A 24,139-nucleotide genomic window follows, 5' to 3' on the forward strand; every position below is an offset into this window, starting at 1 on the left:
CTGCGCCTCCCGCCGGCCGCTCACCCGTACTGCCGGTCCGGGCGCTCGGAGCCCGGACCGGGCACGGTCTCGCACCGGGCCGGAAGCCGCCCGGAACCGGGGGATCACCTTCCGGTCGTCGCCGGTGCACCGTCAGGCCGGGCCTCGCGGCGGGCCACCAGCCGGTAGGCGTTCGTCAGCCCCCACCGTTCCGCCAACGGGCCCGCCACCGCCCGGTCCAGAACGGTCGCCGCCAGCAGCAGCGGCACCCCGGCCAGCAGGGTGGCGCCCCGCAGCGCCCGCCGGGCCGGCCCCGGCGGCTCCGGCAGCCACGGCAGGTCCTCCCGGGGCGCCACCGCGTCCAGTGCCAGCCACGCCGCCGCCACCAGGTCCACCGCGTCGTGCGCCGGCGCGTGCTCCTGCGCCAGCACCGTGAACCCGCTCCCGCCCAGCCTCCGGCGCAGGTTGCCCGCCGGCGCCAGGTGCAGGTGCTGCGGCTGGAGCCACGGCAGCCACCAGCGGCCCAGCAGCCGCGCCCAGCGGCTCTCCGGGTCCGGTACGTCCACCACGAGCAGCCCGCCGGGCCGCAGGACCGCGTACGCCGCCTCCAACTCGGCGAGCGGGTCCGGCGCGTGCTCCAGGTAGTGGAACATGCTCACCACGTCGTACGACCCGGGCGCCTTCTCCGCCAGCTCCGCGAACGTCCCGCGGTGCCCGCGCCGGACCCGCCCCGCGAGCTCGGCCAGCTCCGCCCCGTCGGAGCGGTCCAAGCCGTCGAACGCCACGTCGGGCAGGAGCTCCGCGGCCGTCGCGCAGAAGTGCCCGTGCCCGGTGCCCACGTCCAGCCACTCCGCCGGACCGGCCAGGTGCGGGCGCACCGACTCGGCGCGCGCCCGGTAGGAGGCCGTGCGGCCCGCGAAGACCCCGTCGAGGCGCTCCTCGCCCAGGCCGTCGTAGAAGTCCCGGTAGTAGAAGGCCAGTCCGCGCTCGCTCAGCCGCGGGTTCTGGAAGACGTGCCCGCAGTCGTGGCACCGGTCCAGGGCGAACTCGCCCGGCTTGTGCTGCAACAGGTCCGTGGTGCGCAGCCGGCCCCCCAGCCGGCCCGAGCCGCACCACGGGCAGCGGTGGGCACGCGGCTCGAAGAACACCGCCGTGCCGTCCGCGAGTTCCTCCCGGTAAGCCGCCCGCAGCGCGGCCACCCGGGCCGCGCGCTCCCTGCGCCCGCTCATCCGTCCTCGCCTTCCCCGGCCCGCGGCCGGGCCAGCCGTTCCAGATGGTCCGCGGCGGCGGCCGCGCCCCCCGCCGCCCGGAACGCGGCGGAGACGCCCGCGGCCGCCGCCCGGATCCGCCGCTCGCCCAGCACGGTGTCGAGGGCCGCGCCGATCGCGGCGGCGCCGGCCCGCCCGAAGCGGACCCGGACGCCCGCCCCGCACGCCGCGACCTGTGCGGCGACCACCGGCTGGTCGTCGCGGATCGGCGCCACGACCAGCGGGACGCCGTGCCACAGCGCCTCGCAGACCGTGTTGTGGCCGGCGTGGCAGACCGCGGCCGCGGCCCGCTCCAGCAGTTCGAGCTGCGGCAGGAACGGCAGCGCGACGACGTCCGGGTCGCCCTCCCGTACGCCGAGCACGCCGTCGGGATCGGCGAACACGCCCTGCACCGCCCCGGCCCGCGCCCGCACGGCGCCCGCCGCCTCGGCGAGGAAGCGCCCGCCGGCGCCGGTGTTGGCCGTCCCCAGCGTCACCAGCACCAGCGCGCGCCCCGGATCGAGCCGCTCCCACGGGAACGCCGCGGGGCGCGGCCGGGCCGCCAGCGAGGGCCCGACCCAGGCGATCCGGTCGCCGCCGCGCAGGGCCGGCCCTGCCAGCTCGGGGGTGCTGAACGCGAGCACGAGGTGCGGGGAGAAGCGGGGGTCGCAGGTGCTGCCCGGACGCCCGATCCGCCGGCGCAGGCCGCCCAGCAGCGCGTCGTTCCAGGCGGCGACCCGCGGCATCGGGGCGAGCGCGTCCGCGAACTCGGCGGACGTCGTCGCCGACGTCGCCCACGGGATCCCCAGGTCCTCCGCGACCAGCGCCCCGGCCAGCGCCTGCTGGTCGGCGACGACGACGTCCGGACGGAACGCCGCGACCGCCTCGCGGACGCCCGGCGCCATGGCCTCGGCGAGCGGCACCAGGAAGCGCTCCCACAGGAAGCGCAGCGCCTCCGGACCACGCATGCCGGGCGGGCGCACGGGGTCCGCCCCACCGCCCCGGCCGCTCCCACCGCTCCCGTCACCGCCGTCCGGTCCGCCGGGGCCGCTCCGGGCGCACGGGTGGACGGCCGCATCCGGCCCGGCCAACCGCCGGACCAGCACCGGGTCGCCCGCCCAGGCCACCCGGTGGCCGCGGGCGGCCAGTTCGGACGCCACCCCCACCAGCGGGTTGACGTGCCCGACGAGCGGCGGGACCACGAAGAGGAAGGCGCTCACCGGGCGCGCACCCCCGGCCCGACCTCGGCCGGCAGCCGCTCCGCAGCCTCGGGCGGGCCGTGGCGGCCGACCCAGTCGAGGACCGCGTCCCGCACCCGCGCCGGAGCCTCCACCAGGACCGAATGGCGCAGCCCCGGCACCAGCTCCGCGGTGCAGTGCGGCAGCAGCGCGCGCATCCGGGGCGCCTGCTCGGCGAGGTCGGAGTCGGCCCCGTACAGGGCGAGGACGGGGCGGCGCAGGGTCCGGATCGCCGCGTCGTCGAGCACCGGGCCGGCCGGGATGTCCGTTGCGATGCTGGTGTCCCGTACGAGCCGCCCGGCGGCCTTCGCCAGGCGGGCGGTGTGCCCGCCGTGGTGGGCGGCGATCCACGCGAGCGCCGCACCCTCGTCGGCGGTCATCTCGTGGCGGACCCGCTCCAGCAGCCCCGCCAGCTTGACGGCCCAGGCGGGCGTCGCGGGCTCCGACTCCACCACCACCAGGCTGGCCACCCGCTCAGGGCGCCGCAGCGCGTACGCGAACGCGACCGTCCCGCCGTACGAGTTGCCCACCAGGTGCACCGGCCCCGGCACGCCCAGCCCGTCCAGGACGGCGTCCAGGTCCCCGGCCGCGTCGTCGAGCCCGTACCCGCGGGCGGGGCGCTCGCTGCGGCCGTGGCCCCGCTGGTCGTACATGACGACGTCCAGCCCGGCCGCGGCCAGGGCCGGGGCGATGGTGAAGTAGTAGCTGGCCAGGCTGTCGGTGAGCAGCCCGTGCACCAGGACCACGGTGGCCCGGGCGGGACGGCCGTCCGGCGGCGCGAGGCGCTGCACGTGCAGCCGGACCCGCCCGGTGTCGAGGACGGTCACCGCGTCCCCACCCCGTCCGAGGCCTTCAGACACCGGCGGATGTGGCCCACGAGCCGGCCCACGTCCAGCTCGATGATCTCCTCCAGGTCCAGGTCGGCGACGAACTCGGCGAAGTTGACCGCGCCGCCGTAGCGCTCCTGCAGCAGGCCTGCGAGCGTCACCAGGTCGATGCTCTCCAGTTCGAGATCGGCGCCGAAACGGGTGCGCATCGTGACCTCGCCCTCCTCCACCTCGTAGCCCTCCAGCACCTGTCGGATCATGGCGGTCAGCTCGGCGAGGATCTCCGCCTCGTCGGCTTCCCCGGACGTGCCGGGCCGGCTGGTCGTCACCCTTGGCTCCCCTCGTCACGGTCGGCGCCCGGGCCCGGGGGTTCCGGGTCCGGGCCGGTCGTCCACGCCACGACGTACGCGCGCGGCGGCAGGCCCGGAGGGTTGGCCACCTCCGTGCAGTCGACCCGGTACACGCCGTACGGGCCCTGCGGCGCGCCCGGTGCGTCCGGCGGGCCGGAGGCGTCCGTGCGGCGGCGGACACGGACCGTCAGCCGGTCCGGCTCCGCAGCCGTCACCTCGATGTCCCGGGGCCGGCCGCGCAGTCCGGTGCCCTCCGCTTTGGCGACGGCCTCCTTGGCCGCCCAGAACCGGGTGAACCACACCTCCGCAGCCTCCGGCGAGCCGGCGCGGCAGGCCGCCAGCAGGGCCAGCTCCGCCGCCCCGAACACGGTCGCCGCGGTCGCGCCGCCCGGCTCGGCGATCTCCTCGATGTCGATGCCCGGCCCCGGCCCGCCCGGCCCGCCCGGGGCGTCCGCGGCGCGGGCGAGCGCGACTCCCGCCTCGGCCCGGTGCGCCACCGACACCCGCAGCGGCGGCAGCGTGCGCCCGTACCGGCCGGTGACGCGGGGCCGCCCCGACGGCTCGTTCTCCACGAGGAGTTCGGCGGGGAACACGGGACCCTCCCCGGCGTCCCACAGCAGGCGGCGCACCGCGTCCTTCGCCGCGATCCGCCCCAGCAGCCACTGCCGGCGGCCGCGCGGCGGCCGGGCGGCGTAGGCGGCCCTCTCCGGCCCGCCCAGGGCGTTCCGCATGATCAGCTCGCGGGACGCCAGGTCGGGCCAGCGCTCGAACACCAGCGACCAGCCGCCGGGCCCGGCCACCGACAGGGTGTTGCGCTCGGGGAAGCGCTCCACCGGCCGGGTGTGCGGATCGTTGTCGAAGCGCCGGTCCTGCCAGCCCGACAGCTCCGCCCACACCCGGCCGGCCACCGTCAGCACGGCGTCGGCCTCCAGCACGGTGTCCGTGAGGGACGTGATCCGCACCGTGCACTCCACCGGCGTGCCCGGCCGCGGGTCCGGGCCGTGGAAGCGCATCCGGCGCACGCGTACCGGGAAGACGACGGTGCGCTCGGTCCGCGTCGCCATGATCCAGTAGCCGAGGACCTGCCCCACGTTGTCCAGCAGCCCGCCCGGTGCGGTCGGCACCGTCAGGACGGCCCGCACGTGCCGGTCGCCGATGGCGGTGAGCCGGCTCATGCCCCGGTAGGCCGGGCCGTGGAACATCCAGCGCTCCCGGTAGACCTGCTCCGCCGTGTGGTCGGGCACCCGCTCGCCCGCCGGGTCGGCCGGCACCGCGGGCGGCGGTTCCGCCGGCCACCGGCCGGCCAGCTCCACCACGGCGCGCGCATGCGGACCGAACGACACCGCCACCCGGTCCGGGCCGCACGGGGTGACGGAGACCGGCACGTCCACCGGCTCGGCGGCCGTCAGCCACCGGTCGAAGCACGCGTCGTGCACCGCGACCGCCGCCCGCCCCGGAGCGGCACGCTCCGCCGCCGCCTTCATCAGCGCGACGATCGTCGTCGCCGGCACCACGGGCCACCGGTCCGCCACGTCCGGCCAGTCCCCGCGCTGCGGGAAGAAGCAGTGGTCCAGCAGGTACGGCATGCGCTCCACCGACACCCGCACCGTCTCCCGGCGCGCGGCGGGCGCCGCCGGCGGGCGCCGGCGTACGCGGGCACCCGGCCGTCCGGCCCCGGAGAGCAGCGCGGCGGCGGTCTGCGCCGTGCGTGCCGTCTCGTCCAACAGCGCCGCCAACTCGGCGGCGACGGCCCCGCCGGCCGCGGATCCCGCAGCGGCGACCGCCCCGGCGCCAAGGTGCGGTGCGAGGGGCGGACGGGACGACGGGGGCAGCGACACCAGCGCCCCGCCGAGGTCCAGCCGGACCGGACGCCCGCCGCGCGCCCCGGCGGCGCCGGGACGTGCAGTGCGCTCCGGCCGGGCGTCCGGCGCGTCCACGGCTTCCGGGCGCGTGGCGGCGCCGGCCGTCCACAGCGCGGCCGCCACCCGCCGCAGCTGCGCAAGGCCCCCGCGCCGCGGCGAGTTCGCGGCGACCACCAGGTGGTCGCGCCCGGCCAGGCAGTCCCCGACCAGGGAGCCGAGCTGTCCCGGGCCCGCCTGGACGAAGACGCGGAAGCCGGCCTCGTACAGGGAGCCGGTGAGGGTGCGGAAGCGGACCGGCTCCAGCAGGTGGCGTACGAACAGCTCGCGGACCCCAGCGGCGTCGGCCGGGAACGGCCGGCCCGTCGTCCCCGACCAGACCGGGGTGTGCGGGGTGCGCAGTGGCAGCCGCTCGGCGGCCTCCCGGAACGGCCCGATGCACGGCGCGAGCATCGGCGTGTGGAAACCCGAGCGGAACGGCAGCGTCCGTACCAGGACGCCGTCGGCGCGGAGTGCGGCGGCGAACCGCTCCACCGCGTCGGGAGGTCCGCACACCATGCACTGGCCGGGCGCGTTGTCGTGCGAGACGACCACCCCCGGGTGGCCGCCCCCGGCCAGCCGGCCCGCCACCCGGTCGGCGTGCGCGCCGACTGCCGCGTACGCCAGGTCGGCGGCCCGGACCGCCTCCGGGTCCAGGGCGGCCATGAACGCGTCCACCGCCTCCTCCTCGTACAGCCCGCCCGCGGCCATGGCCGTCCACTCGCCGACGCTGTGCCCTGCGACCGCGTCCGGTACGGCGCCGATGCGGCGCAGTGCCGCGTCGAGGAGGCGGCCGACGGCGACGACGCCGAGCCCGTGGCGGCCCAGCCCGCCCGCGGCCGGGCCGCCCGCGGCCGGGCCGTCCGGGGCGGGACCGGGCGGAACCGGCGGCCGGGGCAGGCCGAACCGGTCGGCGACCTCGTCGACGCGCGGCGCGAACTCGGCCTCCAGGCCGGGGAAGAGGAACACCGTCCTGCCGGTGCTCGGGGCGGCCGCCCCGAGCAGGGGGCCGGGTCGGAACCACACGTCGCCGCGGCCGTGCCACGGCTCGCCCTTGGCGACGGCCCGCCGGGCCAGGCCCAGCCGCTCGGGGGAGGGCCCGACGACGGCCAGCCGCACCGGCCCGGCCTGTGCGGCCGCAGGCTGCCCTCCGGCGCGTACCGCCGGGTCGGGCGCCTCGAGGAGGCGGGCGAGGCCGTCGGGCGTGTCCGCGGCCAGGAGCAGGACGCGCTCCGGCTCGCCGACCGCCGTCCGGGAGCGCGGCGCCCGCGTGTGGGGGAGCGCGGCCGCCGGGGCCGCGGCGGGGGCCTGTTCGAGGACGACGTGCGCGTTGATCCCGCCGAAGCCGAACGCGTTGACCCCGGCCCGGCGCGGCCCGCCGCCCGGCCCCGCCTCCCACGGGGCGGCCTGCGCGAGCGGGCGGAAACGCGTCCCGGCCAACGCCGGGTGCGGGTCCTCACAGTGCAGGGTCGGCAGCAGCACACCGTGGTGCACGGCCAGCGCCGCCTTGACGAGCCCGGCGATCCCCGCGGCCGGCATGGCGTGCCCGATCATCGACTTCACGGACCCGAGCACGGGCCGTCCCGCGGTTTCCGCGGCGTCCGGTGGCCCGAACACTTCGCGCAGGGTGGCCAGTTCGGCGGCGTCGCCGGCCGGGGTGGCCGTCCCGTGCGCCTCCAGCAGCCCGAGCGAGCCCGGCGCGGCCGGGTCGAGGCCGGCGGCCCGCCAGGCCGCCCGTACGGCCCGTACCTGCCCGGCCGGGTCGGGGTTCACGAGGCCGGAGGCGCGGCCGTCGCTGCTCACCCCCGTACCGCGGATCACGGCGTAGACGCGGTCCCCGTCGCGCTCCGCGTCCGCGAGGCGCTTGAGCACCACCACGCCCGTGCCCTCGCCGATGAGCAGCCCGTCCGCGCCGCGGTGGAAGGGCCGGATCCGCTCGCTCGGCGACAGGGCGCGCAGCTGCGAGAACACGCTCCACAGCGTGATGTCGTGGCAGTGGTGCACGCCCCCGGCCAGCATCACGTCGCACCGGCCGGAGGCCAGCGCGGCGACCGCCTGGTCCACGGCCAGCAGCGACGACGCGCACGCCGCGTCCACCGTGTACGCCGGCCCCCGCAGGTCCAGCCGGTTCGCGACCCGGGAGGCGGCCAGGTTCGGGACCAGCCCGATCGCGTCCTCCGGCCGGTCGGGGCCCAGCCGCTCGGTGAACGCCCGCCGCACCTGCTCCAGCCTGTCCGCGTCCAGCCCCGGCACCAGCTCGCCGAGCGTGTGCACCAGCTGGCGGGCGGTGCGGACCCGCTGGTCGAGGCGGACCAGCCCGGGCGTGAGGTAGCCCCCGCGCCCCAGGACGATCCCGACGCGCTCGCGGTCCGGCAGCCGGTCGGGCCCGCCGGCGTCGGCAAGCGCGTCCGCCGCCACGTGCAGGGCGATCAGCTGGTCCGGTTCGGTGGCGAGCACGGACGACGGCATCACCCCGAGGCGGGTGAGGTCCACCTCCGCGACGGCGTCCACGAACCCGCCGCGCCGGCAGTACACCCGGTCGGCGGCGGCCGGCTCGGGAGCGCTGCCCGGGTGGTAGTAGGCGGCGTCCCAGCGGTCGGGCGGCGCCTGGCCGACGAGGTCCGTACCGGCGCAAAGGTGGCGCCAGTACGCGGCCAGGTCGGGCGTGCCCGGCAGCAGCACGGACATGCCGGTGACGGCGACGGGCACGGCGGGCGTGCCGGCCCCGTACGGGGCGCGGGCCGGGGCGTCCACCGTCACCACTCCGACGCGGTCAGGACGACGGCCCGCTCCGCAGGGTCGCCCCACGCCAACTCCCGCAGCAGGGCAAGGGCCCCCTCCTCGGGGTCGATCAGGCGCACCCCCAGCCGGGCGTAGTGCCGGGCCAGCTCCGGCCCGACCATGCCGCCGTGGACGGGCGAGGGGGCCCACGGCCCCCAGTGCACCGTCAGCGCCCGCCGCCCGGTGCGCGCCGCCCACGCCGCGCCGTACGCCTCCAGTGCGTCGTTGGCGGCCGCGTAGTCTGCCTGGCCGCGGTTGCCGAGGACGGCGGCGATGCTGCCGAACAGCACGGCGAAACGGGGGCGTTCGCCCTCGGGCAGCTCCTCGACGGCCGCGAGGAGCGCGGCCGCGCTCTGCGTCTTCACACCGTGGACGCGGCGGAAGGACTCCGGCGACTTGTCCGCGATCAGCCGGTCCTCGACGACCCCGGCCGCGTGGACCACCCCGTCGATCCGCCCGTGCTCGGCATGGACCTCCTTGACGGCCTGGAGGACGGCCGCCGCGTCCCGGCAGTCCACGCTCCGGTAGCGGGCCCGGCCCCCGGCGGCCCGTACGGCGTCCAGCGCGGCCGAGACCTCCCGCCGGGCCAGGACCAGGCCGGCGGCCTCCTCGACGTCGGCGGGCGTGGCGTACCGGCCGGTCCGGGCCAGGATTCCCCGCAGGTCCGCCGGATCGGACGCGGCAGCGGTCAGCGGATCCTCCGGCCCGGCCGGCACAGGGGTCCGGCCCAGGAGCTCGACCCGGCAGCGGGCCGCGGCTGCGAGCACGGCCACGCACCGGGCGGTGATCCCGCGGGCACCACCCACCACGAGGAGGACGGCATCCCGGTCCAGCCCCAGCGCCTCCGCCTCCGCGGCGCCCTCCCCGGCCGGCCCCGCCCCCCTGTCGGCGAGCGGCCCGAGCGGCTCCTCGACCAGCACCGGCGCGAACCGGCCCGCGGGCGTCCGCACCACGACCGGCTCACCGCCGCCCGCGGCCGCCTCCTCCACCAGGGCCTGCGCAGCCCCCTCGGGCCCCGGCGCGGCACCCGCACCGAGCACCACGCAGCGCACCACGGCGTCGGGGTACTCGCGGGCCGCGGTCCGCACCAGCCCGTCCACCCCGGCCGCCCGCACCCCGTACCCGGCCTCCCGGACGACGAACAGGCGCTGCGCGCCGGCACGCAGGACGGCCCGTACGAGATCGAACCCGTCCGGCAGGAAGGCAGGCCCGCCGCCCTCGCCGAGCGCCCCGAGCACGACGACACCGTCGAGGGGCACGTCGGCGCCACGAGCCGAACCGTCGTCACCCCGGAGGAGTTCAACGTGCCGGGCACCCCGGGCGTGCAGCAGCCCGCGCAACCGGTCGGCGGTCCCGCGCCGGTCCCCCGTCCCGTCCCCGAGGACCGCCCACCGGCTCCCGGCAAGGTCCGCGGCCCCGAGCGGGGAGCCACCGACCTCGGAGTGGACCACCCGGTACCGCCGCGGCGCCCCCACCACGGGATCCGGCACCGCCTCGGCGGCGCGACCGTCCGCGGCCGGGACGCCGCCGTCGCTCCGTGCAGAGCCGGGCGCGGCGGGGGCCGCGTGCGAGTCGGCCGGGGTCGCACGGGCGGTCAGCCAGTCGGCAATGGCGGACGCGGTGCGGGCCCGGGACAGCTCCTCCAGAGCCGCGTCGTCCAGCGTCCCGGGCGCGGCGGCGTCCGCCGGGCCGAGTCTGCGGGCGAGTTCGCCCGCCATCTCGGCGCGCTTGATCGAGTCGATGCTCAGGTCGGCCTCCAGGTCGAGGTCCGGCTCGACCATGTCCAGGGGATAGCCCGTTCGTTCGGCGATGAGCTCCAGGACCGCCCGCAGGATCGTTTCCCCGGTGGGCCGTGCGGACTGCGGTGACGCGGCCACCGGGGCGGGCGCCGACTCCTTCCGCGGGTTCCGGTCGTGGGGCGCCGGGTCGGCCTCGGCACCCGCCGTCCGACCGGGCCCGTGCTCCGGCAGCGGCACCGGCAGGAGCGGTGCCGCCGGGGGCGTCGCCTCCGCGGTTTCGCCGAAGTAGGCCAGCAGGACGTCCCGCTGCGCGGCGATCACCTCCCGGCTGCTGCGCAGGAACTCGGCGACCAGCGCGTCCGGTGCTCCCGGCGCCGCCTCTCCGGGGTTCGTCGCCACGGGTGCCTCCACAACGGGTCGGGCCGGCGCGAGGGCGCCGGGGAGCGGGTCGCCGGACGCGGTGCGGACGAGGTGCCCGTCCACCGTCCAGCGGGGGGTGCGCGGTGCGGGGGCCCGGTCGATGTCGAGGGCGTCCCGTCCGCGGAACATCCAGTCGGCGGCCACCGGCAGCCCGGCCGCCGCGAGCCGGGCGACCGCGTCGAGGAAGCCGGCCAGACCGCTGTCGGGCCGCGGCTCGCAGGCGACGGTCCGGTGCGGCCGGCCGCCCAGGACGTCCGCGACGAGCCGGGTCAACACGCACCCGGGCCCCACCTCGACGAAGGTCCGGGCCCCGGCCGCGTACATCGCCTCGACCTGCTCCGCGAACCGCACCGGCGCCCCGATCTGCGCGGCGAGTTCGCCGCGCACCGCGGCCGGGCCGGCCGGGTAGGGGCGGGCGGTGCGGTTGGCCCACACCTCGAACTCGGGCTCGTACAGAGGCTGGTCCGCGAGGGCGCGGCCGAAGACGGGCCCGGCCGCGGCGACGAGCGGGCTGTGGAAGGCGCACGCCACCGGCAGCCGCTTCACGCCCAGCCCGGCCTCCCGCAGCCGGCGCACGGCCGTCTCGACCGCCCGCGTCGGCCCCGAAAGGACGGCCTGCCGCGGCGCGTTGTGGTTAGCGACGACCAGCCCGTCGGGCAGCGGAGGGCCGCCCAGCACCCGCCCGATGTCTTCCGGTGCGGCCGCCACGGCCGCCATCGCCCCGGGATCGGCGCCGACCGCGTCGAGGATGGCCGCGGCGCGCGCGGAACTCAGCCGCGGCAGCGCCTCGGCGTCGAGGACCCCGGCGGCGCAGAGGGCGACCAGCTCGCCGTAGCTGTGGCCGGCCGCCATGTCGGGACGGATCCCGCAGCGCGCGAGGAGCTCGTACGAGGCGAGCTCCACCATGCCGAGGGCCGGCTGCGCGGCCCGCGTGTCGGTGAGGGCGCGCCGCATCTCCTCGCGCGCGGCGTCGTCGAACGGGGCCGGCGGGTACAGCGCCGCGACGGCCCTGCCGTCGGCGTCCGTGCCGAGCAGCCGGCCGAGACCGGGGAAGGCGGTGAAGAGGTGCGCGGACATGCCGGGCCGCTGGCTGCCCTGCCCGGGAAAGAGGAAGACGGTACGCCCGGCCCCGGAACCGCCGGGCCCGTCCTCCTCCGCCCAGTACACCCGGCCCCCCGCAACGGCTCCACCCCGAGCCCCCGCCGCGGCACCCGTCCCGGCCCCGGCACCCGTCCCGGAGGCGGCCCCGGAACCCGCCCCCGCAGCGGAACTCGCGGCGGCTCCCGCCGCGGCTCCGGCCCCACGCCCCGCGGGCCCGGACTCCCGGCCGGTCCCGTCCGCCGCGGCGCGCAGCAAGCGGCACAGGTCCGCGACGTCCCGGGCCGTGAAGGCGATGCGGATGCCGCCCCGTCCTCGCGCGGCTCGGCCCGCCGCCGTGGCGGCCAGGTCGCGCAGGCGCCACGGGGCCTCCCCGCGTGCCGCCGCGCCGGCGGCCTCCAGCAGGTCGGCCGCCGCCCGGCGGGCCGCCGCGGTGTCGGCCCCGCGGAACAGGAACAGCTCGGCCGGCCACTCGTCCCGGGCGTGCTCCGGCGCGTCGCCACCGTGCCCGGCCAGGACCGCGTGGAAGTTGGTGCCGCCGAAGCCGAAGGCGCTCAGCCCCGCGTACCGCCGTCCGGGGGCGGCCGGCCAGGGCAGTGCCTCGCGGTGGAACACGAACGGGCTCGCGCCCGCCCGCCAGGCGGGGTTCGGTCTCGACAGGTGCAGGGTCGGCGGCCGTACGCCCGTGTGCAGGGCGAGCGCCGTCTTGATCAGGCCGGCCAGCCCGGCGGCGCACTTCGTGTGCCCGATCTGCGATTTCACCGACCCGAGCACACAGCTCCCCGTGCGGGCGCCGGCCGCCTCGAAGACCTCCGTCAGCACACCGAGCTCCGTGCGGTCGCCGACGACGGTGCCGGTCCCGTGCGCTTCCACCAGTCCGACATCGGCCGGGGACACCCCCGCGCCCCGGTAGGCGCGCTCCAGCGCCGCCCGCTGGCCCTCCGGCCGGGGCGCGGTCAGCCCCAGCGAACGTCCGTCGCTGGACGCGCCGACCGCCTTGACGACCGCGTACACGCGGTCCCCGTCCCGCTCGGCGTCCGCGAGGCGCTTCAGGACGACGCAGGCGACGCCCTCCCCGAGGGCGATGCCGTCCGCGGACCGGTCGAACGCGCGCGAGCGCCCGGTCGGGGACAGGGCGTGCACGGAGGTGAAGAGGGCGTAGTCGTTGATGCCGTTGTGGAGGTCGGCGCCGCCGCACAGCATCATGTCGCTCGTCCCGAGGACGAGTTCCTTGCAGGCGGCGTCGAGCGCGGCCAGCGACGAGGCGCAGGCGGCGTCCACGGTGTGGTTGGGGCCGCGCAGGTCCAGGCGGTTCGCCACCCGCCCGGCGACGACGTTGGCGAGCACCCCGGGGAAGGTGTCCTCGGTGAGCCGGGGCAGCTGCCCGTCGAGCCCGGCCGGCACCCGCCCGTAGTAGGAGGGCAGCACGGTCCGCAGCGTGGCGGCGTTCGACAGGTCGCTGCCCGCCTCGGTGCCGAAGACCACCCCGGTCCGGGCCCGGTCGAAGGGCCGGCCCTCCTCGCCGTGGCCGGCGTCCTCGAGGGCGCGCCGGGACACCTCCAGCGCGAGGAGCTGCACCGGTTCGATGCTGCCGAGCGAGGCCGGGGGGATGCCGTAGCGCAGCGGGTCGAAGGGGATGCGGGGCAGGAAGCCGCCCCACCGGGAGGCGCTGGCCGGGTCGCTGCCGTCGGGGCCGGGGGAGCAGTGCACGTCCGGGTCCCAGCGTTCCGCGGGCACCTCGGTGACGGCGTCGTGGCCGTCCAGGACGTGCGCCCAGAATGCTGCGAGGTCCGGCGCCTGCGGAAACACGCAGGCCATGCCGACGACGGCGATGTCCAGCGGAGCGGGCGTCCGCTCGCCCGACCCTGCGCCGGCCGGCTCCGGCGCCGCGGCCCGCAGGGCGGCACTGCGCCGTTCCAGGAAGGCCGCGGCGCCGGAGGTGACGGACTCGTGCAGCTCGGCGACGGTCGTGGCGGTGTCCCGCAGCACGACGGCCTGCCCGGCCATGAACATGCCCTCGGCGTACTGGCGCTCCTCGTCGACGGGCGCCAGCCCGCCGGCGGCGGTGCGCTCCACGCCCTTGCTCGCCAGCCGCAGCCGGCCGACGTTCAGCCGCTCCAGGCGCTCCCACGCCTCCCGGTCGGGCACCCCGCCGGCGCGCAGCTCGGCCGCCAGCTTCCGGAACCCTTCGCTGAACGGGCTCGGCACGCACCGGGTGGCGTGCCCCGGAGCGGTCCGCAGCAGCGCGGTCCGCTCGGCGGCCAGCACCTGCCGCTGGAACAGCGGCCGTACGGCGCCGTGGGCGACGGCCTCCCGGGTGAACAGGTAGGCGGTGCCCATCAGGACGCCGACCGCGCACCCGCGGGCGGTGAGCGGCGCGGCCAGGGCGGCGACCATGGCGGCGGAGCGTGCGTCGTGCACGCCGCCGGCGAAGAACACCTCGAGGGCGGGCGCGGCGCCGGGGTCCTCGTCCAGGTGGTCGAGCAGGACCCGGGTCTGCGCCTCCCACAGCGGGAAGCTGTTGCGCGGTCCGACGTGGCCGCCGCATTCGGCGCCCTCGAAGACGAACCGGCGCGCGCCCTCGGCGAGGTACTGGCGCAGCAGTCCGGGGGAGGGGGCGTGGAGGAACGTCCGTATGCCGTCGGCCTCCAGGGCGCGGGCCTGCGAGGGCCGCCCGCCCGCGATGACGGCGTGGCTCGGCCGGTGCGCGCGTACCGCTTCGAGCTGGGCGGCGCGGGTCTCCTCGGGGGCGAAGCCGAGGATGCCCACCCCCCAGGGCTGCCCGTCCAGCGCGGCAGCGGCCTCGGCGAGCAGGGCGTCGGCCTGCTCTCGGCCGGCGAGGGCGAGGGCGAGGAACGGCAGGGCGCCGCCGTCGGAGACGGCACGGGCGAAGGCCGCCCCGTCGCTGACCCGGGTCATCGGCCCCTGGGCGATCGGCAGGCGGGTGCCGAGGGCGCGGCTCATGGGGGAGCCGGCGGCGAGGGCCCGGCCGGCGGTCCCGTCGGCGGTCGCGGCCCTGATGGCTTCGGTGACGGCGCGTACGGCGCCGGCGGCGTCGCGGTGGCGGTCGGCGAACACGGCGGCCAGGGGGGCGTCCTGCCCGACCGGGAGGAGCCGGGTGTCGGGGTCGCGGCCGCCGAGCAGGGCGGCGATGCGGTCCGGGTCGTCGGGCAGGTCGCGGGGCGGTGCGCCGGGCGGCGCGGCCGCGGTCCGGCGCCGGTGCAGGAAGCGGTGGCCGCCCAGCTCGGTGGTCTCGGAGCCGTCCAGCGGGCGCAGTACGGCCGCCACGGCCGCGGGGAGCCCCGACTCGGCGAGGAGCGCCAACTGCGTGTCGAGGACGACGCCCGCGGCCCCGCCGGCGACGGCCGCGGCCGCCGTGCCCGGCGCGATCCCCCCGCAGGCCCACACCGGCGGCCCGTCGCGGCCGACGGCGTGCAGGAGCTGCTGCAACAGCACGAACGTGCCGAGTTCGCCGATGCGCCCGCCGCATTCGCTGCCGCGGGCGACCAGGCCGTGCGCCCCCGAGTCCAGGGCGGCCCGCGCCTCGGCCAGGCCGGTGGCCTCGGCCAGCACCCGCACGCCGGGCGGCAGGTCCGCGGGCCGCACCGCGGATCCGGCGGCGAGGAGAACCGTACGGGGCCCGCCCGGGCCGCCGAGCAGTCCGGCGGCGTCCCCCGGGCGTAATCGGCAGTGGGGGCCGACCCGCACCCCGAACCGCCCGGGCAGCCGGTCCCGCAGGTCGGCCAGGGCCGCGCGGGCGGCCCGGTCGCCGGAGCCGAGGTCCAGGACACCCAGTCCTCCGCCGCGGGTGACCGCGGCCGCGAGGCGGGCATCGGGTTCGCCGAAGGGGGTCACTCCGATGACGTGCTCTGCCGGCGTCATAATTCTCCGAATATGCGATGGCGTTGCCCGGTGGGGGAATGTCGGCCATGACGAAGGCCGCGGGAAGGCACAAGGTCGCGCGGGCCCGGAACGGTAATTCGGGCCTTTCGGTGAACGAAGCGAAGCTAGCGCCAAGTTACTGAAGGGTCAACGCTGCGTACCTGATCCGAGGCGGTCGGTGCCGGAGCGGACGGCCGGCGCGGGGCCGGATCAGGCGGAGCGGGCACACCCGGGGGAAACGCCGCACAAGGGCACCCGGGCGGCGGATCGGCGTGAATTCGCCGTAGTGCGGCGGTCAGGGGAAAACGTGAAGTGACTGGTCAGTAGCCTGAAATGCGGGAGACCGCGGCCGCCGTGCGCGGCCGCGGTCGTCCGAAACGGAACGGCCGGATCACATGGGGTCCATGGTCGCGCCTTCCGGGCCGCTCTCCCGCTCGATCCGCTCCCGGATGCGCAGGGCCTCGTCGGTGAGGCGCCTGCGCTCGTCCGGGTCGGAGGCGTGCTGCGCCGCCAGCTCCAACTCCTCGGCCTCCTCGCGCATCCGCCGGTCGGGCGTGCCGGGCTGCTTCTCGTCGCTCATGGGCGTCCATCCTCGGGTGGGCGGGTACTGACCCCTCCACCCAACCAGAGCGACCGCTCCCGGGGCTTCCATCGGCCCCTGCCGCGGCCGTGTCGCGCCCGCCGCCGCGGCCCGGTGCCGCCGGCCGCCCCCGTCCTTCGCCCCGGGCCCCGGAGCGGCCGCGCGAGCTCCTGCCCAGGCCCCCGTCCCCGGCCGCAGTGGGCGGCGCCCCGGGGAACCGCCGCGCCGGACCTCACCGGCGCCAGAACACGTGGTGCACCACCCCGCTCGGGCTCGGAGCGGTCTCCAGGTGGAAGCGGTCGAGTAGGTCTTGCGGGGAGTCCCACAGCTTCAGCCCCGTCCCGAGTTCCACCGGCGACACCGCCACGTGGAGGGTGTCGACGAGGTCGGCGTCCAGGAACTCGCGGATCGTGCGCACCCCGCCGCCGAGCCGCACGTCCTTGCCCTGCGCGGCCTCCCGCGCCAGGTCGAGGACGGCCGCCGGCTCGCCGGACACGAAGTGGAACGTGGTGTCGGAGAGGGTGAACGAGGGCCGCGGGTGGTGGGTCAGCACGAACACCGGCGTGTGGAAGGGCGGCTCGTCGCCCCACCAGCCGCGCCAACCGTGGTCCTGCCAGGGGCCGCGCTGCGGGCCGAACTTGTTCCGGCCCATGATCTCGGCGCCGATGTTGTGGGTGAAGTCCCGGGTGAAGTAGTCGTCCAGCCCCCGGCTGCCGCCGGGCTCGGTGCGGTTCGGCCAGCTCGCCGTGGCGCCGGCCCACGCGAACATCCTCCCCGGGTCGACGTGCCCGAAGGGGCGCTCCAGCGTCTGGTCCTCCCCGGCCCCGATCCCGTCGCTCGACACGTTGAAGTTCTGGACCCTCAGCAGCTGGGCCATGCGCACGTCCTCCTCGGATTGCCCGGCAGTGGTCGGCAGACCGTTCCGGACGCCGCAACTCATCGGTGCGCCCGGGCCGGGGATGGGGCAGGGGCTGTGTCCGGCCCCCGCTCGGGGCCGGCCGCCAGTCTGGCAGCGGCGGCGCACACCGCCCGCGAACGGCACCGGACCGACCCGGAGGAAAAGAGTTTTGAACGCGTTCAGGGGTGTGGCAGGATGACGGCGCGCGGCGCGATCCGGACGGGCGACGGCCCCGCCCGGCGGGCCGGGGGAGGGGACCCGTCATGGAATCCGCAGAACCGGCGCCGAGGCGCTCCTACGGCCGCGTCCTGGCGGTCTCGACGACGGTGCTGTTCCTGGAGGCGCTGCTCGCGGCCGTCCTCGCCGTGCTGTACCTCATGACCCGGGAGCCGCTGCGCCTCGGCCCGACCGCCGACGCCCTGGCGTCCCTCCTCGCCGTCTCCCAGCTCGTCCTCGTCGCGGCGTTCGTGCTGTCGCTCGTCGCCGTCCTGCCCGCCGTGGCGCTAGCGGGCGCCCTCGGGCGCGTCTTCGGCGGCCGTGACGCCTGGCCCTGGCCGGTGGGCGTCCTGGCGGTGCTGACCGGTCTGCCCGCGGCGGCGGGCGCCGACGCCGGCGAAGACCCGACCGGCCGGCTCACGGCCTGGGCGGTGGCCACGGCCGTCCTGTCCGCCGCCGCACTCATCGGCCGGCTGCGCCGGGCGGGGCTGTTCGGCCTGGTCCTGCTCCGGGGCGCCGCGGTCGTGGCGGGCATCGGACTCCTGGGCTCCTTCGCCCTCTGGACGGACATCGTGCCGAAGTACCGGCCGCCGCTGCTCACCGGAGCCTCCATGCCGGGCACCTGGTCGGACCGCACGGGCGGAACCGTCACCCTCGCCGCCGACGGCACCGCCACCGCCTCGGCCGTCAAGCACTTCCGGACCGGTGAAGGGTCCGGCTGGGGCCGAGGCTGCTCCGGCCCCGGCACCTGGACCCTCACCCCCGGCCGGCGCAACACCTGGGGCCAGCGCGTCGACATCCGCATCCCTGGCTGCCCGCTGCCCGCATGGCGGGTCGCCGGCAGCCCGGAGCGTCCGGAGCTCTACCACCCCGTCGGCGACCCGGACGACAACGACCTGTACGAGCTGCGCAAGAACCGGTGAAGCACGGCGGGGCGACCGCGACGCCCGGCCGGAAGGAGTGCGTACCGCTCGAAACCGGGGCCCGCTACTCAGGAGACCTGAGTACCCCCGCTCAGGACCCGGCCACCCCGGCCGGCCTACGGTGGCGCCATGACGGCACACCCCCCGACCCCTGCACCGCCCCCGGCCCCGGCGGACGACCCGCGACCGGGGAGCCCCGCGGCAGCGGCGCCACGCCGGTTCACGGGCTGTGGGGCGGCGCTGGCCGTCCTGGCCGTCCTGGCCTGCCTCGGGCTCGTGGGACTGCACGAGCTGGAGCGCGGCATCGACGGGTACGGGCAGCTGGAGGAGACCTCGGGTGCCGACGGCGGCGTCGCCGACCCGCTCGCCGCGGGCCGCACCGCCCGGTACGAAGACGGTCTGAAGGTCACCGTCAGCGCACCCCGCCGGGCGGCCGACGGCACCCACCACCTCACCGTCACCTACCGCAACGACACGGACGGGGAGCAGCGCATCGGCGGGGACTCCGCCGAGTCCGCCGTCTCCGAGTACGGGCAGGCGCCCCTCGTCGTACGCGCCGGACGCCCCCTGGACGCCCCCACTTCCGACGGACTGCGGTGGGCCAACCGCGACGAGTCCGCCGCGGCCTTGCTGCCGCCGCTGGCCGAGGACGGCAAGAGGACCGTGCCCGTACGGCTCAGGGCCGACCGCACGGGCGTGACCGTCACCGTCGAGGTGCGGCCCCCGGACGACGGCTACCGCGAGGCCGCGTACTGGGAGTTCACCCTCGACTGACGGCCCGACCGGGGGCGTGCCCCGTACGGGCCCGGATCTCCTCCGGCGTCAGATAGGCGTCGGTCTGCTCGAACTCCCGCAGGGTGGCGGGCCGCCGCTCCTGGAAGCCGGTCCGTACGAAATCGTCGCCGGCCACCGCGTTCAGCAGCCAGTTCGTCAGGACGCGGGTCTTCGCGACACCCGTGCGCAGCGCCCCCCAGTGGTAGCCGCGCGCCACCGCCTGCGCCGGCAGGCCGCGCAGCGGCACCCCCAGGGGCTTCGACACGGCGTCCGCGCCGCCGAGGTCCACGACGAGCCCCAGGTCGCGGTGCCGGTACGGGCGCAGCGCCTGGCCGCGCAGCGCGGCGATCACGTTGTCGGCGACCGTACGGCCCTGCCGCGAGGCGTGCTGCGCGGTGGGCGGGCAGACGGCCCCCTCGGCCTCCTGCGCCAGGTCGGGCACGGCGGCGGCGTCGCCCAGCGCGAACACCCCCGGCGCCCCCGGCACGACCATCTCCGGGGTGACGACGAGCCGCCCCCGCTCCGTGGGCGTCCCCAGGGTCGCCACCAGGGGGCTCGCCGCGACACCGGCCGTCCAGATCAGCGTACGGGTGGGCAGGACGCGCCCGTCGGTGAGCGTCACCTCCGTGGCGCCGGCCTTGGCGACGCTCACCCCGAGGGAGACCTCGATGCCGCGCCGGCGCAACACGTCCAGCGCGGCACGCCCCAGGGCGTCGCCCAGCTCCGGCATCAGCCGCGGGGCGAGGTCCACGAGGTGCCAGCTGATCTGGCGCTCCTCCAACCGCGTGTACCGCTGCACCGCGTGCGTGGTCAGGCGCTGCAGGCACGCCGCAGTCTCGGTGCCCGCATATCCGCCGCCCACCACGACGAAGCGCAGCCGGCCGTCCTGCTCGGCGGGGTCGCCGCACGCGTCCGCCAGGTCGAGCTGCGCGATGACGTGGTCGCGCAGGTAAGCGGCCTCGGCGAGGGTCTTCATGCCGCGCGCGTGCTCGGCCAGCCCGGGGATGTCGAAGCTCCGGGTGACGCTCCCGGGGGCCAGGACGAGGTGGTCGTACGGCTGGTCCGTGAGGTCCCCGGTGATCGTGCGCACGACGCACACCTTCGCCTCCGGGTCCACGCCGACCGCGGTGCCGGGCAGGATGCGCGTGCGGTGGCGCTCGCTGCGCCGCAGCGACACGGCCACCGACTGCGGGGTCAGCACCCCTGACGCGACCTGCGGCAGCAGCGGCAGGTACAGCTGGTAGGAGTTCGGGGTGACGACCGTGATGTCCGCCTCCCCGGGCGCGAGCCGGCGCTCCAGCCGGCGCACGCACTCGACGCCGGCGAAGCCGGCACCGACCACGAGGATCCTCGGTCGAGCCATGGTGTCTTCCCTTCGGGAGGTGGTGGGGCCGGGGTGTCGGAGGGCCGGGCAGTGCACCGGCCGCCGGATGTCAGATGCCGAGGTTGGCCAGGTTCACGCCGACCGTCCGCAGGGCGGCGGAGACGGACGGATGCCGCGCCTCGAAACCCGCGGCGGCCTCCTCCAGCGACTCGGCCAGACCCGGGTCGTCCCGCGCCCCGTCCCGCCCGGCCCTGTCCAGGAGCCGCTGCAGCTCCTCCCGCTCCGCCGGGGCGAGCCCCTGCTCCCCGGGCGCCGCGAGCCGTGCGCGCAGCGCGTCCAGGTGTTCGTCCGCAGGCCGGTTCGGCATGGTGCCTCCTCGTCGCTCGTCACTCCCCGCCCACGTGCCGGAGGAATACCCTCCGGGGGCGGATAGGGGCCGGTTGCCCCGTCCGCGCGCCCGTACGCACCCCCTCGGCCGACTGGCCGACGCGGTCACACCGGCGGCCGGGCCCCGCCGCCCGCCTCGGGCGCTCCGGCGCCGCCGCGCGGGCCGAACCCGGGCAGGCGGTGCCACCAGTGCCGGCGGCGCGGGTGCACCGCCCGGCTCATCCGACGGCCCGCGAGGAGGAACCCGAGCAGGGCACCCGCGGTGTTGAGGAGCACGTCGTCGACGTCGAAGGCGCGCCCCGTGACCAGGGCGCCCTGGACCAGCTCCACCAGGGTCATCACGACGGCCGTCACCGCGGCGACCCGCAGCAGGCCGCGCGTCTGCGGCAGCATCACCGGCAGCAGCAGGCCGAAAGGCACTCCGAGCAGCAGGTTCCCGCCGAGCTGCCGCAAGGCGTCCCCGGCGGAGGCCTGCTCCAGGTACTGCCGGATCGAGGCCCCCGGATGGACGTTGCTGTGCACGAGGTCCGCCGAGGCGGCCGACGGCTCCAGCGTCACCCGGGCCAGGGCCAGGCTGAACAGCACCGTGCCGACGAATGCGGCCAGCACGGCGAGCGCCCGCACCGCCGGACGCCGCACCGGCTCCGCGGCCGGCTCCGTCCGCGGCTGCCGCACCGGACGACCGGGCGGCCCCCACAGCCGTAGGCCGGCGAGCTTCCTGCGCATCTCCATGACGGACTCCTTCCGGGCAAGGGGCTTCTCGGGCCGGGCCGGTCGTCGGGGTGGGCGGCTGCCGTACGGATTCCGCGAGCCCGGGGACGGCGGTCCGAGCGCCGTGGCCGGGGGCTTGCCGGGATGCGGCCCCGCCGCCGCCCGGGGAGGAGGGCGGGGCGGGGCGCGAGCCCGTGCGCCGTGCGGATCCCGTTCGGCAGCCGGGTGTTCCCCTTGGTGCCCGTGATGCCGACGGGTCCTGGGCCGCCGGTGAGCACGTGCGCGGCCCAGGCCCGGCGGGGCCCGCCGAAGTCCGACCGCAGACCCCGCCGTCGACGCGTGTGACCCGTCCCCGCCCCGCCAAACCCCTTCCGGCGCGGCTTCCTGAACCGCCGTCACCCGGCAGCGGGAATGACGTACGCATGAACCGGCGGTGCGGAAGCAGACGACACACCATGGAATGCACGCTGTACGACGAACGGACCGGCCGCAGCGACTCCGTGCGGTGCGGCCTCGGGGACGACGCCTGCCGGGTGGTCCTGAAGGAACTCCGCGAGCTGGAACCGCACCGCTTCGGCTGGGTGCGCCTGGACGACCCCACCGAGGCCGAACTCGTCGGCCTCGCCGCCGAGCTGGGCCTGCACCCCCTGGCCGTCGAGGACGCCCTCCACCCCCGGCAGCGCCCCAAGAGCGAGTCCTTCGGCGACGTGCTCGCCATCGCCCTGAAGACGCTGTGGTACGTCCCCCGCGGCAACGCCGTCGAGACGGGCCAGGTCATGCTCTTCGCCGGCCCCCGCTACGTCCTCACCGTCCGCCACGGCCCCGCCGACCCCGCCGCCGAAGCCGCCCGCCGCCTCGGCAACGACCCGGCGCTGCTCCGCTACGGCCCGCTCGCCGTCGTCCACGCCGTCCTCGACGTCGTCGTCGACGCCTACGGGGACGCCGCCGGCAAGGCCAGGGCGGCCCTGACCCGGCTGGAGGACAGCGTGTTCTCCGTGGACCGCACCGACGTCACCGAGGACATCTACTCCCTCAAGCGGGAGGTGCGCGAGTTCCGCGACGCCGTACAGCCGCTCGTCCCCGTCGTCCACGGCCTGCTGAACCGCGGCGAGGAGCCGTATCCCGCGCAGGCGCTGCCGTACCTCCGCGACGTCGCCGACCACCTCGCGCGCACCGACACCGAGGTGCGCACCCTCGACGAGCTGCTGAACGCCGTCCTCGACGCGCAGCAGGCGCGGGTGGCGTCCTGGCAGAACGACGACATGCGGCGCATCTCGGCCTGGGCCGCCATCTTCGCCGTGCCCACCATGGTCGCGGGCGTGTACGGGATGAACTTCCGGCACATGCCCGAACTGGACTGGAGCTACGGCTACCCCTTCGCCCTCGGCCTGATGGCGGCCGCATCCGGGCTGCTGTACCGCGCCTTCCGCCGCAACCGCTGGCTGTAGCGGTCAGGCGGGCGCAAGGTCACCAGCCGAGTTCGGTGTACATCCGGCCCGCCCGGATGCCCTCGATCGCGGCGCGGGTGTAGGGGACGACCCGGTCCGGGAGTGCGTCGGCGGGCCACCAGCCCCAGGACACGCACCGGTCGGGCTCCCGAACCTCCGGCGTGCCCGTCCAGGCGCGGGCGCGGAAGACGAGCTGCATGCGGGGCCGGTCGCCGGGCCCGTCCACGACGTGCACCACGTGGACGAGTTCCACGTCGGCGGGGTCGATCCCGAGCCCGGCCTCCTCCTCCGCCTCGCGCACCAGGCAGGCGACGGCGGACTCCCGCTCGCAGTGACCGGCGAGGAAGTGGTGCGTACGGGCCGCGAACGCCGAGTCGGGGTGGCGCAGCCCGAGCAGGACGCGACCGTCCCGCTCCAGGAAGAGGTGGACGCCGACGACGTTCGGAACTCCGCGGGAGCCGTCGCCGCCGGGGCGGTCCCGCGGGGGCGCTGCGGGCGGGACGGGGGCCCCGGCGGCCTGGTGGATGCCGATGACGTCCTTCGCCCACGGGCACATCGTCAGGTACGGAACGGTGGCCGCGTCGAAGTGGTGGAACATGATGCCCTCGGGACAGGGCAGCGCGTCGGCGTCCCCGTCCCACGCTCCGAGGTAGACCCGGACCCGGCTCCCGGCGGCTCCGCCGGACGCCCCGGGATTGTCGACGACGGCGAACTCCCGCAGCGGGACCTCGAGGCCCGTCTCCTCCCGCAGCTCCCGCCGCACCGCCTCGGCGGAGGTCTCCTCCCCGTCGCGGTGCCCGCCGGGCAGGCTCCACGTCCCGGGGTCCCCGATGTCCTTGTTGGCATCGCGCAGGTGCAGCAGGTAGCGGCCTCGGGAGTCGACCAGCAGCGCGGCGACCACGCGCGGTTCGTCGGAGGGGTTCACCACGGGCTCCTCGGCGGGGGTCGGGCGCAACGACTGCAGGCCGGACGGGCGGCCCGGTGCCGGTCCTTCCGGCGGGCGGCCGACCAGTCTTGCACACGCCTGCTCCGCGTGCCGGGCGTCAGGCGAAGGCGTGGACGGTGACGACGGACAGCACGGCTATGGCCGCCGCCGCGGCGAGTGCCGCCGCCACCGCCAGGACGGCAATGCCGGCGCGTTCGACGCCGAGTCGGTGGTCCGCGGGCTTCCATTCACGCTGGTGCATGGGAACACCCTGCCGTACCGGATCCGCCTCGGCCTGAGTACGCGTACTCATCACGCAACCCCGCGGGGCGCCGACGCCCCGCCGATGGCAGGACCGCGCCTGCGGGCTGCCGCCGACGCTTGCCCACGACCACCGCGAGCGGCCGGGCAAGCCCCCCTTCCCGCGCGGCGGGCACCGGCCGGGACCTGGTCCTGCCGCTCTCCGCGGCACCGGGATCACCGGGCAGCAGCCC

Annotated in this window: 16 protein-coding genes; 3 read left to right on the top strand and 13 right to left on the bottom strand. The window is 77.4% G+C overall.

What is annotated here, in order from left to right:
- Positions 1-104: 104 nt before the first annotated feature.
- The 8 genes from IE170_RS14415 to IE170_RS14450 all read right to left on the bottom strand — a co-directional run bounded on the left by IE170_RS14415 (position 105) and on the right by IE170_RS14450 (position 16,916).
- The gene (locus IE170_RS14415; RefSeq protein WP_189809761.1) at positions 105-1,208 is read right to left on the bottom strand and encodes a class I SAM-dependent methyltransferase; all 1,104 of its coding nucleotides are present in this window, start codon (positions 1,206-1,208) and stop codon (positions 105-107) included.
- Positions 1,205-2,446, bottom strand: a complete 1,242-nt coding sequence (locus IE170_RS14420) for a glycosyltransferase (RefSeq protein ID WP_189809762.1) — start codon at positions 2,444-2,446, stop codon at positions 1,205-1,207. Before IE170_RS14420 ends, IE170_RS14415 begins: the two co-directional genes overlap by 4 nt.
- Entirely contained in the window at positions 2,443-3,291 is an 849-nt protein-coding gene (locus IE170_RS14425; RefSeq protein ID WP_189809763.1) for an alpha/beta fold hydrolase, read from the bottom strand. Before IE170_RS14425 ends, IE170_RS14420 begins: the two co-directional genes overlap by 4 nt.
- Positions 3,288-3,620, bottom strand: coding sequence for a phosphopantetheine-binding protein (locus tag IE170_RS14430; RefSeq protein WP_373298987.1), 333 nt, complete (start codon positions 3,618-3,620; stop codon positions 3,288-3,290). The genes IE170_RS14425 and IE170_RS14430 overlap by 4 nt, the downstream gene beginning before the upstream one ends.
- Positions 3,617-8,299 carry a type I polyketide synthase gene (locus IE170_RS14435; RefSeq protein WP_268255652.1) on the bottom strand — a complete coding sequence of 1,561 codons (4,683 nt, stop codon included), beginning with the start codon at positions 8,297-8,299 and terminating at the stop codon, positions 3,617-3,619. The genes IE170_RS14430 and IE170_RS14435 overlap by 4 nt, the downstream gene beginning before the upstream one ends.
- A complete protein-coding gene (locus tag IE170_RS14440) occupies positions 8,296-15,459 on the bottom strand; it encodes a type I polyketide synthase (protein WP_189809764.1) in 7,164 nt (2,387 codons plus the stop codon). Before IE170_RS14440 ends, IE170_RS14435 begins: the two co-directional genes overlap by 4 nt.
- 391 nt (positions 15,460-15,850) lie before the next feature.
- Positions 15,851-16,039, bottom strand: coding sequence for a DUF6381 family protein (locus tag IE170_RS14445; RefSeq protein WP_189809765.1), 189 nt, complete (start codon positions 16,037-16,039; stop codon positions 15,851-15,853).
- Positions 16,040-16,271: 232 nt separating this feature from the next.
- Positions 16,272-16,916, bottom strand: coding sequence for a dihydrofolate reductase family protein (locus tag IE170_RS14450; RefSeq protein ID WP_189809766.1), 645 nt, complete (start codon positions 16,914-16,916; stop codon positions 16,272-16,274).
- A 284-nt stretch (positions 16,917-17,200) separates the two neighbouring features.
- Here IE170_RS14450 and IE170_RS14455 point away from each other — a divergent pair, with 284 nt between their 5' ends.
- Together IE170_RS14455 and IE170_RS14460 are read left to right on the top strand one after the other, a co-directional pair.
- Positions 17,201-18,076 (top strand): hypothetical protein, encoded by an 876-nt coding sequence (locus tag IE170_RS14455; RefSeq protein WP_189809767.1) that lies wholly within the window; start codon positions 17,201-17,203, stop codon positions 18,074-18,076.
- Positions 18,077-18,205: 129 nt separating this feature from the next.
- Positions 18,206-18,850 carry a hypothetical protein gene (locus IE170_RS14460; RefSeq protein ID WP_223856420.1) on the top strand — a complete coding sequence of 215 codons (645 nt, stop codon included), beginning with the start codon at positions 18,206-18,208 and terminating at the stop codon, positions 18,848-18,850.
- On the opposite strand, the gene IE170_RS14465 is transcribed toward IE170_RS14460, so the two are convergent.
- The 3 genes from IE170_RS14465 to IE170_RS14475 all read right to left on the bottom strand — a co-directional run bounded on the left by IE170_RS14465 (position 18,837) and on the right by IE170_RS14475 (position 21,293).
- Positions 18,837-20,213 (bottom strand): NAD(P)/FAD-dependent oxidoreductase, encoded by a 1,377-nt coding sequence (locus IE170_RS14465; RefSeq protein WP_189809768.1) that lies wholly within the window; start codon positions 20,211-20,213, stop codon positions 18,837-18,839. The two genes, IE170_RS14460 and IE170_RS14465, sit on opposite strands and share 14 nt — an antisense overlap.
- A 70-nt stretch (positions 20,214-20,283) precedes the next feature.
- Complete coding sequence (locus IE170_RS14470) at positions 20,284-20,541, bottom strand: DUF4404 family protein (RefSeq protein WP_189809769.1); 258 nt, start codon at positions 20,539-20,541, stop codon at positions 20,284-20,286.
- Positions 20,542-20,666: 125 nt separating this feature from the next.
- Positions 20,667-21,293 (bottom strand): VanZ family protein, encoded by a 627-nt coding sequence (locus IE170_RS14475; protein WP_223856419.1) that lies wholly within the window; start codon positions 21,291-21,293, stop codon positions 20,667-20,669.
- A gap of 434 nt (positions 21,294-21,727) precedes the next feature.
- Between IE170_RS14475 and IE170_RS14480 the strand changes: the two genes are divergently transcribed.
- Positions 21,728-22,720: a magnesium and cobalt transport protein CorA gene (locus IE170_RS14480; protein ID WP_189809770.1), complete on the top strand. Its 993-nt coding sequence runs from the start codon at positions 21,728-21,730 to the stop codon at positions 22,718-22,720.
- Positions 22,721-22,739: 19 nt separating this feature from the next.
- On the opposite strand, the gene IE170_RS14485 is transcribed toward IE170_RS14480, so the two are convergent.
- Positions 22,740-23,645 (bottom strand): NUDIX hydrolase, encoded by a 906-nt coding sequence (locus IE170_RS14485; RefSeq protein WP_229884729.1) that lies wholly within the window; start codon positions 23,643-23,645, stop codon positions 22,740-22,742.
- Positions 23,646-23,763: 118 nt separating this feature from the next.
- On the bottom strand, positions 23,764-23,907 hold the full coding sequence (locus tag IE170_RS14490) for a hypothetical protein (RefSeq protein WP_189809772.1): 144 nt from the start codon (positions 23,905-23,907) through the stop codon (positions 23,764-23,766).
- Positions 23,908-24,139: the final 232 nt, after the last annotated feature.

This window comes from Streptomyces toxytricini, assembly GCF_014649915.1.
In the GTDB taxonomy this organism is placed as follows: domain Bacteria; phylum Actinomycetota; class Actinomycetes; order Streptomycetales; family Streptomycetaceae; genus Streptomyces; species Streptomyces toxytricini.

What these genes read in the sequence shown, in the direction of transcription:
- IE170_RS14475 (WP_223856419.1), bottom strand. Translation starts at nt 21,293, where the DNA reads ATGGAGATGCGCAGGAAGCTCGCCGGCCTACGGCTGTGGGGGCCGCCC.
- IE170_RS14440 (WP_189809764.1), bottom strand. Translation starts at nt 15,459, where the DNA reads ATGACGCCGGCAGAGCACGTCATCGGAGTGACCCCCTTCGGCGAACCC.
- IE170_RS14455 (WP_189809767.1), top strand. Translation starts at nt 17,201, where the DNA reads ATGGAATCCGCAGAACCGGCGCCGAGGCGCTCCTACGGCCGCGTCCTG.
- IE170_RS14450 (WP_189809766.1), bottom strand. Translation starts at nt 16,916, where the DNA reads ATGGCCCAGCTGCTGAGGGTCCAGAACTTCAACGTGTCGAGCGACGGG.
- IE170_RS14490 (WP_189809772.1), bottom strand. Translation starts at nt 23,907, where the DNA reads ATGCACCAGCGTGAATGGAAGCCCGCGGACCACCGACTCGGCGTCGAA.
- IE170_RS14460 (WP_223856420.1), top strand. Translation starts at nt 18,206, where the DNA reads ATGACGGCACACCCCCCGACCCCTGCACCGCCCCCGGCCCCGGCGGAC.
- IE170_RS14470 (WP_189809769.1), bottom strand. Translation starts at nt 20,541, where the DNA reads ATGCCGAACCGGCCTGCGGACGAACACCTGGACGCGCTGCGCGCACGG.
- IE170_RS14480 (WP_189809770.1), top strand. Translation starts at nt 21,728, where the DNA reads ATGGAATGCACGCTGTACGACGAACGGACCGGCCGCAGCGACTCCGTG.
- IE170_RS14445 (WP_189809765.1), bottom strand. Translation starts at nt 16,039, where the DNA reads ATGAGCGACGAGAAGCAGCCCGGCACGCCCGACCGGCGGATGCGCGAG.
- IE170_RS14465 (WP_189809768.1), bottom strand. Translation starts at nt 20,213, where the DNA reads ATGGCTCGACCGAGGATCCTCGTGGTCGGTGCCGGCTTCGCCGGCGTC.
- IE170_RS14415 (WP_189809761.1), bottom strand. Translation starts at nt 1,208, where the DNA reads ATGAGCGGGCGCAGGGAGCGCGCGGCCCGGGTGGCCGCGCTGCGGGCG.